Origin of the sequence: Microbulbifer sp. (assembly GCF_036563125.1) — a bacterium.
Lineage (GTDB): Bacteria > Pseudomonadota > Gammaproteobacteria > Pseudomonadales > Cellvibrionaceae > Microbulbifer.
This window is the reverse complement of sequence record NZ_DATCMV010000125.1, coordinates 1-9,667: the sequence shown is the minus strand read 5'-3', so window position 1 is coordinate 9,667 and position 9,667 is coordinate 1. Positions and strand designations below refer to the sequence as shown.

The following is a 9,667-nucleotide window of genomic DNA, read 5'->3' as shown; positions in this document are numbered from 1 at the left end:
AGGCTCCAAAGCCTTCACCAAAGACTTCCTCGAGCGCCACGCCATCCCCACCGCCGCCTACCGCAACTTCACAGAAATCGAACCGGCGATTGAATACATCCGCGAACAAGGCGCCCCCATCGTGGTCAAGGCCGACGGCCTCGCCGCCGGTAAAGGCGTCATCGTCGCCGAAACGGTCGAACAAGCCGAACTCGCCGTGCGCGACATGCTCTCCGGCAACGCCTTCGGCGACGCCGGCTGCCGCGTGGTGATCGAAGAATTCCTCACCGGCGAAGAAGCCAGCTTCATCGTCATGGTCGACGGCGAACACATCCTGCCCATGGCCACCAGCCAGGACCACAAGCGCGTCGGCGACGGCGACACCGGCCCCAACACCGGCGGTATGGGCGCCTACTCCCCGGCCCCCGTAGTGACCCAGGACGTCTATGAGCGCGTGATGAAGGAAGTTATCGAGCCCACCGTCAAAGGCCTCGCCAGTGAAGGCATGCCCTACACCGGTTTCCTCTACGCCGGCCTGATGATCAATGAAGAGGGTGCGCCCAAGGTCATCGAATACAACTGCCGCTTCGGCGACCCGGAAACCCAGCCGATCATGATGCGCCTCAAATCCGACCTGGTGGAGCTGTGCATGGCCGCTGTGGAAAAGCGCCTGGACAAGGTCACCGCCGAGTGGGATTCGCGCCCGGCACTGGGTGTGGTGCTGGCGGCTCACGGTTACCCCGGCAGCTACCGCAAGGGCGACGCCATCTCCGGCCTGGACAAGGCCGACGGCGAAAACGCCAAGGTATTCCACGCCGGTACTGCGCTGGACGGTGAGCGTGTTGTCACCAGCGGCGGCCGCGTACTCTGCGCCACCGCGCTGGGTGACACCGTGGCCGAAGCCCAGGCAAACGCCTACGAGTGCGCACGCAAGATCTACTGGGAAGGCGCCTTCTTCCGCAAGGATATCGGCTACCGCGCGGTAGAGCGGGAACAGTCCGCCGAAGCGTAATCGTTTTTCGAGGAATACACGGATGAGCAGTCATCGCCAACTGAGCGGACTTGACCGCCTGCTGCTGCAGGCGGATCGCGCCCTGCGCACCCTGAGCCCGGGTTCCCCCTGCCACGAACGGCTGTCGCCGGCGAAGGCCGTGGACGAAACCGAGCTGTCCGATAGCGAACGCCGTCATGCGGCGGGCCTGATGCGGGTAAACCACAGCGGCGAGGTGTGCGCCCAGGCCCTGTACCAGGGGCAGGCGCTGACCGCCAAGTTGCCGCAGGTGCGCGCGGAAATGGAACACGCCGCCGATGAGGAAATCGACCATCTGGCCTGGTGCGAGCAGCGCCTGCAGGAACTGGACAGCCGCCCGAGCCTGCTGAACCCGCTGTGGTACGGTTTATCCTTTGGTATCGGCGCCGCCGCGGGAAAGATCAGCGACAAGGTCAGTCTGGGCTTCGTCGCCGCCACCGAGGAGCAGGTATGCAAACATCTCGAGAGCCATCTGCAGAAACTGCCGGCGCAGGATGAGAAAAGCCGCGCGGTGGTGGAGCAGATGCTGGTAGATGAGGCCAAGCACCAGCACGCGGCGCTGGATGCCGGCGGCGCGCGCTTCCCCGGGCCGGTGAAGGGGCTGATGACGCTGGTGTCGAAGGCGATGACAACGGTGAGCTACCGGGTCTGAGCCCCACCCGCCCCGTTGGATAAAAAAACCCCGAGTCTCGGTGAGGCTCGGGGTTTTTCTTTATCTGGCTTTTTCAGCAGCCAGCAAACTCAGATTTCTTCAATCCGGTAGCTGTGCACAATCTCAATCCCGGCCTTGCCCAGCATAATGGAAGCAGAGCAGTACTTCTCCGCGGACAGCTCTACCGCCCGCGCCACCTGCACTTCCTTGATGTTGCGACCGCGCACCACAAATTCCATCTCGATCTTCTCAAACGGCGCCGGAACCGCATCGGGACGGTGACCCTTAAGTTCTACATGGCAGCCGATCACGTCCTGGCGGGCCTTTTCCAGAATACTCACCACGTCGTAGGAGGCGCAGCCGCCAACACCAAGCAGGATCATCTCCATCGGGCGGATACCGTTGTTCTTGACACCGCCTTCCATTACCACGGAATTGCCGCTGCCGGCCTCACCGACAAATGTCAGCCCATCTACCCAGGTCACCCGACCCTGCATAACGCCGCCCGCCATGGAACTCTCTCCTGCAAAATTAACGAGGGCGGGGAGCTTATCACAACCACCGGCGTAATCCGCAGCACAGCGTCACCTGGTACCGCCGTTCCAGTCAGAAATTGAAAGTAAGCCTTTACTTACGGCGGTTGTCAGCGCTGTCTACAACCGTTATAAACAACACCCGAACTCAGCGCTTCGCAAATAGTGGCCCAGATCACATTGCGGAGCTTTGCCGCGCCCAGCCCCTGTCGGCACCGGTGTTTTAGCGGGATAATCATTTTTTACCCGGGATCAGGCACAAAAAATTCTAGAAAAGGAGTAGATCCGTGACGGTCGCTACCGAAGATACCCTGTCTACTGGCAACATTGAGGATTTCCTCGCCCACTGCCACCGCCGCCGCTACCCGGCCAAGAGCACCATCATCTACGCCGGTGATCGCTGTGAGTCCCTGTATTTTATTATGCGCGGTTCCGTAACCGTGCTGATCGAGGACGATGAAGGCCGTGAGATGATTGTCGCCTACCTGAACGACGGTGACTTCTTCGGCGAAATGGGCCTGTTCGATCAGGACACCCGCAGTGCCTGGGTGCGCACCAAAACCGAGTGCGAGGTCGCGGAAATTTCCTACAGCAAGTTCCAGGAACTGACCCGTCAGCATCCGGAATTCCTGTTTGCCCTCGCCACCCAGATGGCCGGTCGCCTGCGCAACACCACCCGCAAGGTGGGTGACCTGGCGTTCCTCGATGTGACCGGTCGCGTGGCCCGCACCCTGCTCGACCTGTGCAACGAGCCGGACGCAATGACCCACCCGGAAGGCATGCAGATCAAGATTACCCGCCAGGAAATCGGTCGCATTGTCGGCTGCTCCCGCGAGATGGTGGGCCGGGTACTGAAGACCCTGGAAGAACAGGGATTGGTATCCGTAAAAGGCAAAACCATGGTGGTCTTCGGCACCCGCTGATCCCCGATTTCGATTCGGGGCGCCCAGCTTAGCGGGTGCCCCGCTCTCCACTCCTACAATACCTCCCTCCTCTCGTTTTTCGCCCATCGGGTTCTTCGCCCGCGAGCGGTGTTGCCTGCTGCCGCCGTTTGCCGACTGCGACACTAAAATTTCGAGGTCTCAGCCCGAGGGACCGATCTATGCGGAACCGTAACGGCGCTGCTCGAATATTCACAAGCGCATTGTTTATCGCAATGGCGTTGCTTCTCTTGATCACCGCCTGCGGTCAGCGGCCTCCACACGACGAAAACACTGCGCCCAAAGCAGCAGCAACAAGCAATTACATCGAAACCGGCGACCTTCAAGACATCCGCAAGCGCGGCGCTATCCGCTTGGTCAATCTGGGGGGGCCCACATTGGATCTGCTGCCGCGAGACAGCATCGTCACGCTGAAAAACGTCAATCTTGCCAACAAATTGGCCAAGGAACTCAAGCTGGAACCGGTCTGGCTGCAGGCAAGCACCCCCCAGGAAGCCCTGGAGATGGTGCGTGACGGCAAGGCCGATATTGCCGCCTACTCCCTGACGGACAACGAGGCGCGGCGCCAACTGGTGGCCTTTACCCTGCCCCTGATGCAGGCCCGCCAGAAGCTGCTCACCAGCATCAACGGCCCGGACATCAGCGATGCAAAAAAACTTCGCAATATTGAGCTGATTGCCCAGACCGGCTCCACCTATGTGGACACCGCGCGCCAGCTGGTCGCACTGTATCCGCAGGCAAGCCTGACCATCCGGCAAGCAATCGTGTATGAGGATCGCGATGCCTTGGTGGACCTGTTGAACAAGAAAAACAATCGCGCGGTAATACTCGACGACTACATCGCCGAGAATATGCTCAGTTACCGGGATGATGTGCGAGTCGGTGCGGCAGTCACAGAGCCTGAAAATATCGCCTGGGCGGTGCGCAAGGACTCCAGGAAGTTACTCACCACCGTCAACAATTTCCTCACACACAATCTGGTTGAAGCGCCAGAGGATCGTATTGCCGACTGGAAGGCGATCAAGCAGTCCGGGGTAATCCGCTTTCTGACCTACAACCGGCCCTCCGTCTATTACCTGTGGAAAGGTATGTTGATGGGCTTTGACTACGACCTGGCCAAAGCGTTTGCGGATAAACACGATTTGCAGCTGCAGGTCATTGTTGTCCCCTACAACGAAACGTTGATCGACTGGCTTAAGGCCGGTCGCGGAGATTTTGCCGGCGCGCTGAAAAATATTACCCAGGAGCGTATCGACCAGGGGATAACCTTTACCACCTCCTATCGGGAAACCCCGGAACAGGTGGTAAGCAACCGAAAGAAGCCCGAAATTAAAACCGTACAGGACCTTGCGGGACGCACACTGACGCTGCGTGCTTATTCCCCTTTTATCGCCACCGCTCGCGCGATCAAAAACAGCGGCATCAATGTGGCGGTAGAGATAGCCCCACCGGAAATGTCCATTGCAGAGATCGTTAACAAAATTGCCGAGGGCGTACTGGATGCTACCGTCATCGACACCGATGACATATTGATGGCCGCTTCACTGCAACCGGAATTGCTACCGGGTACCAAAGTCAGCGATCCCAGGGAGCAGGGCTGGATGCTGATGCCCCAGAACCAGGTACTAAAGAAAAAGCTGGACCAGTTTATCGTGGCATTTCGCAAGAGCCCGCAATACGAGGAAAAAATTGCGGCTTATTTCCAACCCAATAAACGCTTCACCCAACAGGTGGCAGCGCGCGTGGTTCCGGGGGAGGATCTGTCACCGTTTGACGAGTTGGTAAGGGGCTCTTCACAGGAATACAACTTCGACTGGCGCCTTGTGGTTGCGCAGATGTGGCAAGAGAGCAACTTCAATCCCAAGGCGGTATCTCCGGTCGGCGCCCAGGGATTGATGCAGGTCATGCCCATGACCGCGGAAGACATGGGGTTTCAACCGCCCGTGTTCGAACCGGAACGCAATATCAAAGCCGGCATCAAGTATCTGAACTGGGTACGCGATCGCTTTGAGCCGACGTTGCCGGCGATTGACAAGCTTTGGTTCTCCCTCGCCTCCTATAACGCCGGTTATGGTCACCTGCTGGACGCGCGCCGTCTCGCGCAGGAAATGGGTCTGGATCCCGACGTGTGGTTCGGCAATGTCGAAATGGCCATGCTGAAACTCTCCGAGCCGCAATACTTCTCAAATGCGCGTTACGGCTATGTGCGCGGTACCGAACCCGTGCTCTATGTGCGGAAGATCAGCCAGTTATACAAGGCCTACGCCGGTATCGTGAGTGGTGCCGGTGCGGATGATCACCTGCTGCCACTCAAGTAGCCCAAGAGCGACCCGTTGGTCGACCCTTTTGTTTCTACCGAAAATTTGCTCCCGACAAACTTCCTGTGGCGGAAATTTCAACAACCGCATTTTCTTCAGTTTTCAAATGGTATTCTGCGGAAATCTTTTGTAGTTAGATGTACCAACTCACACACCATGAAAATGACGATCCAAAATAATGGGGGCTCCCGCCGGTTCAATAAAACGCATCTGGCGCTCGCAATTTCCTGTACCACCCTGCCGCTACTAACCGCCGCACAAGCGATCGCCCAGACTTCAGAGCAAAGTCTGGGCACGCCGGTTTTCGAAGAAGTCGTGGTAACTGCCAGTCGCCGCGCCGAGAGCGTGATGGACACCCCGATCAATATCTCCGCCGTGGACGGTGGCAAGATTGAAGATTTGCGCCTGAATGACGTGGCCAAGCTGGCCTACTACACCCCGGGGCTGACCGTGGTGGATCGCGGCCCGCGCAATGAGTCACCGGATATCGTGGTGCGCGGCCTCAATACCGGCGGCCTCGGCCCGGGCTTCGACAGCAGTGCCGTGGCCATCTACCTGGGGGAAACCCCGTTGTCTGTGGACCTGAACCCGGTGGATCTCGAGCGCGTGGAAGTGCTGATCGGCCCGCAGGGTACCCTGTATGGTCAGGGCACGCTTGGCGGCGCCATCCGCTATATCCCACGCAAGGCTGAATTCGGCGAGTACACCGCCGAAGTGCGCGGCAATGCCAGCCGCAATGCCGAAAGCGACAGCTTCGGGCAGGAATACGGCAGCACCCTGAACCTGGGTTTCAGCGACACGCTGGCGCTGCGCGTCAACCTGGACCAGGTCAAGGATCCGGGCTTTATCGACTACAGCTATGTGGTGCGCGAGCCCGGCGTCTCGAACCCGCAGCCGGACTTCTCCAACCCCGAAGACGTTGCCGCCAACCTGCGCACCGTGAAAGATGCCAGCGGCGCCGACATTCTGTCGGGCCGCGCCAACCTCCGCTGGGCCGCGAACGACTGGCTGGAAGCCAGCCTGTGGCACTACTACCAGGACACCAAGGCCGAGGGCCGCCAGCTGAACAATCAGCTCGCGTTTGGCACTGGGCGCTACGAATCCGCAGCGCGCGTCGAGGAGCCCAATCACTTCACCAACAAGCTCACCAGCCTGGAAGTGAGCGCGGACCTGGGCTTTGCCGAGGCCACCGCCACCTACGGTGAGTCGCAGTACGACGAGCTAGGCCAGCGCGACCAGACCGACCTGCTGCTGGGCTTTGAGTACGGTTACGAGGAATTTCCCAGCTTCTCCGCGTATACCCGCGAGGAAGCCAGCGAGGAAACCGAAACCTTTGAACTGCGCCTGGTATCCCAGAGCGACGGACCGCTGTCGTGGGTAGCCGGCTACTTCACCACCGAGAAGCAGTGGGACTATGCCAGCATGGAATTCGTCCCCGGCTTCGACCAGTTTGCGGTGGATAACTTTGATGGCATACAGCTGCGCCCGGACGCTCTTGAATACATCGAACTCACCGACCGGCTCAGCAAGGAATCCGCACTGTATGGCGAAGTGAGCTACCAGCTTAGCGACCGCTGGTCGGTCACTGCCGGCTATCGCGCCTACGAGTATGAGACCGACATCACCGGCGGCTTTGGCCTGCCGCTGCTCGAGACCGTGTGGGACGGCGCCCCGCAGGATGCCATCAATGTCGATCTCCGCCGCAACAGGGGCAGCGACGACGGCGACCTGTTCAAGTTCAATACGTCCTGGGACATCAGCAATGACGGCATGGTGTATTTCACCTATTCCCAGGGCTACCGCATCGGTGGTGTGAACTCCGTTCCGGAGTGCAGCCCGGAGCAACTGGCCGGTGAGGACGACGGACAGAAACTGTGTGCCCAGTCGCACGAGCTCGTGTACCAACCGGACCTGATCGACAATTACGAGATCGGTTACAAGGGCCTTGTCGGCGAGCGCGTATCCCTGACCGCGGCGCTGTTCTACATCGACTGGAGCGACCTGCAGCTGTCCAGCACCACCGAGTTCGGCAACCTGCCGATTCTGGCCAATGGCAGTACCGCCTTCAGTCGCGGCCTGGAACTGCAGGGGCAGTGGATGATCCGCGACAACCTGGACCTGAACTTCAGCTACGCCTACACCAATGCGGAACTGAGTGAAGATGCACCGGGTCTGGTGGGCGACTACACCGCCGAGAAAGGCGCGCGCCTGCCGGGACACGCGGAACACCAGGGCTCCATGAACCTGAATTACCACACCCAGCTGCTGGGCCAGGACCTGCTGCTGAACTATGGCCTGGTGTTCGCCAGTGATGTATACAACACCGTTGGCGGCCCGGAAGACCCGCTGTATTACATCGACGAGGAAACCGGCGAGCGCATCGCCGGCGATCGCGGTGGCGAGGCGATTCCCGGCTACGCGATCCACCACATTTCCGCGAGCTTTGAGCAGGATAGCTGGCGGGTGCAGGCCTATGTCGACAATCTGTGGAACAAGTATTACGTCACCGGCACCCGCAACAGCCGCCGGTCGGATATTCTGCAGAGCGAGACCGACGGCCCCGGCACCCTGTACGGTGACTTTAACCTGCGTTCCTACGCGCAGTATGTGGGTACACCGCGCACCATCGGCGCCCGGGTGACCTACCATTTCTAAACGGTAGCCCCCGGATCACACAAAAGCCGGCCTGGATAACCCGGGCCGGCTTTTGTATTTTCATCTTATGCAAACACCCGATAACCCCAACATCGCCGAGTTGCACCAGCGCGCGGTGAGTGCGCTCAACCGCGGCGTCTATCGCGATCTCGCCCTGCTCGCCACGCAATTGCAGCAGGTCGCGCCGGATATGGCCGATGGCTGGTTCTTCGCCAGTATTGCCAGCACCGCCACCGGCCAGATTCGCCGCGCACTGGAACTGGTCAGCGAAGCCCTGCGACTCGATCCCGACAACCCCGAGTACCTGTCACAGAAAGCCCGTTGCCATATACAGCTGCAACAGATTGGTGACGCGCGGGTGGCCGCAGATTGTGGCATGCAGCAACATCCGTCGTCGGCGCTGCTACTGGATACGTTCGGCGTGATTTACAGCAAGGTCGGCGACCAGCAAAAGGCCGCCGAGGCATTTCGCCGCGCCGTGGGCAAACAGCCACAGAATCCCCAATTCCAGTTCAATCTCGGTAGTGCCGAGCAGTTCCTCGGAAACCTGGATGCTGCCCGCTCCGCCTATGAACACGCCATCCGGCTGCGACCGGATTTCGCCCGCGCCCACTGGGCGCTGTCAGAGCTGGAAAAGAACCGCAGTGAAAACCTGCGCCTGCCGCAATTGCTGGCACTGCAGAACTCACGGCGCTTTGCGCCGGAGGAACAGCTGTATCTCGCACACGCCATCGCTCGCGAACTTGAACGCGAAGGCAACTTCCACGGCGCCTTCCAGACACTGACCACGGCCAAGCACGCCTACCGTCGGAAAATCCACTACGATTTTTCCCGCGACCAGGCGCTGTTTGACGGCGTCAGGGCGGCTTTTTCCAGTGCGTCTGACACCGTGAACGGCACAGCGGGCAACCAGGCCATTTTCGTGCTGGGCATGCCCCGCTCCGGCACCACCCTGATCGAGCGGGTCCTGCACAGCCACCCGCAGGTGCATTCGCTGGGCGAGCTTCAGGATTTTCCGATGGCCGCCAAGCGCGCCTCCGGCAGCGTGTCAAACGCGGTGCTCGATGCCGGTGTACTGAGCGGGCTGGCGCATGCCGACAAGCCAGCCATTGGCCAGGCCTACCTCGCAAGCGTCGCCGACCGCCTGTATGCAGCGGGCACTAAAGCGCCGCGATTTGTGGACAAGCTGCCGATGAACTTTCTCTACCTGGGTCTGATCGCGCAGTGCCTGCCCGGAGCCCGCTTTGTACTGCTGAGACGACACCCGCTGGATACCTGCCTCAGCAACTACCGCCAGCTGTTCTCGTTTCAGTTTGCCTACTACCACTACAATTACGATCTCGAAGACACCGCCCGCTATATCGTCCAGTTTCACCGGTTGATGGAGCACTGGAAGCAGCTCTACCCGGAACGCATTCTTGAAGTGAGCTACGAGCGCTTTACCGAAAATCCCGAAGCGGAGAGCAGGCGCTTGATTGCATTCTGCGATTTACCCTGGGACGAACGCTGCCTGGATTTTTCCGCGGCGGAAGGTGCGGTGAGTACCGCCAGTAGCGTGC

7 protein-coding genes are annotated in these 9,667 nt (G+C 59.9%); 6 read left to right on the top strand and 1 reads right to left on the bottom strand.

The window, feature by feature from the left end; translation table 11 throughout:
- On the top strand, positions 1 to 991 hold a 991-nt coding region (gene purD, locus VIL80_RS10540; protein WP_332036073.1), incomplete at its 5' end, for a phosphoribosylamine--glycine ligase.
- Between the two features lie 22 nt (positions 992 to 1,013).
- On the top strand, positions 1,014 to 1,661 hold the full coding sequence (gene coq7 / locus VIL80_RS10535; RefSeq protein WP_332036072.1) for a 2-polyprenyl-3-methyl-6-methoxy-1,4-benzoquinone monooxygenase: 648 nt from the start codon (positions 1,014 to 1,016) through the stop codon (positions 1,659 to 1,661).
- Positions 1,662 to 1,750: 89 nt separating this feature from the next.
- Here the strand turns inward: coq7 and VIL80_RS10530 are convergent, their stop codons facing one another.
- On the bottom strand, positions 1,751 to 2,158 hold the full coding sequence (locus tag VIL80_RS10530) for an OsmC family protein (RefSeq protein WP_332036075.1): 408 nt from the start codon (positions 2,156 to 2,158) through the stop codon (positions 1,751 to 1,753).
- A gap of 323 nt (positions 2,159 to 2,481) precedes the next feature.
- On the opposite strand from VIL80_RS10530, the gene crp reads away from it, so the two are divergent.
- The 4 genes from crp to VIL80_RS10510 form a co-directional block, all read left to right on the top strand.
- Positions 2,482 to 3,117, top strand: coding sequence for a cAMP-activated global transcriptional regulator CRP (crp, locus tag VIL80_RS10525; RefSeq protein ID WP_318955389.1), 636 nt, complete (start codon positions 2,482 to 2,484; stop codon positions 3,115 to 3,117).
- 233 nt (positions 3,118 to 3,350) lie between these two features.
- The gene (locus tag VIL80_RS10520) at positions 3,351 to 5,453 is read left to right on the top strand and encodes a transporter substrate-binding domain-containing protein (RefSeq protein ID WP_332036071.1); all 2,103 of its coding nucleotides are present in this window, start codon (positions 3,351 to 3,353) and stop codon (positions 5,451 to 5,453) included.
- Between the two features lie 162 nt (positions 5,454 to 5,615).
- Positions 5,616 to 8,108 carry a TonB-dependent receptor gene (locus VIL80_RS10515; protein ID WP_332036070.1) on the top strand — a complete coding sequence of 831 codons (2,493 nt, stop codon included), beginning with the start codon at positions 5,616 to 5,618 and terminating at the stop codon, positions 8,106 to 8,108.
- 67 nt (positions 8,109 to 8,175) lie between these two features.
- Positions 8,176 to 9,667 (top strand): tetratricopeptide repeat-containing sulfotransferase family protein (locus VIL80_RS10510; protein ID WP_332036069.1); only part of this gene is annotated, 1,492 nt, incomplete at its 3' end.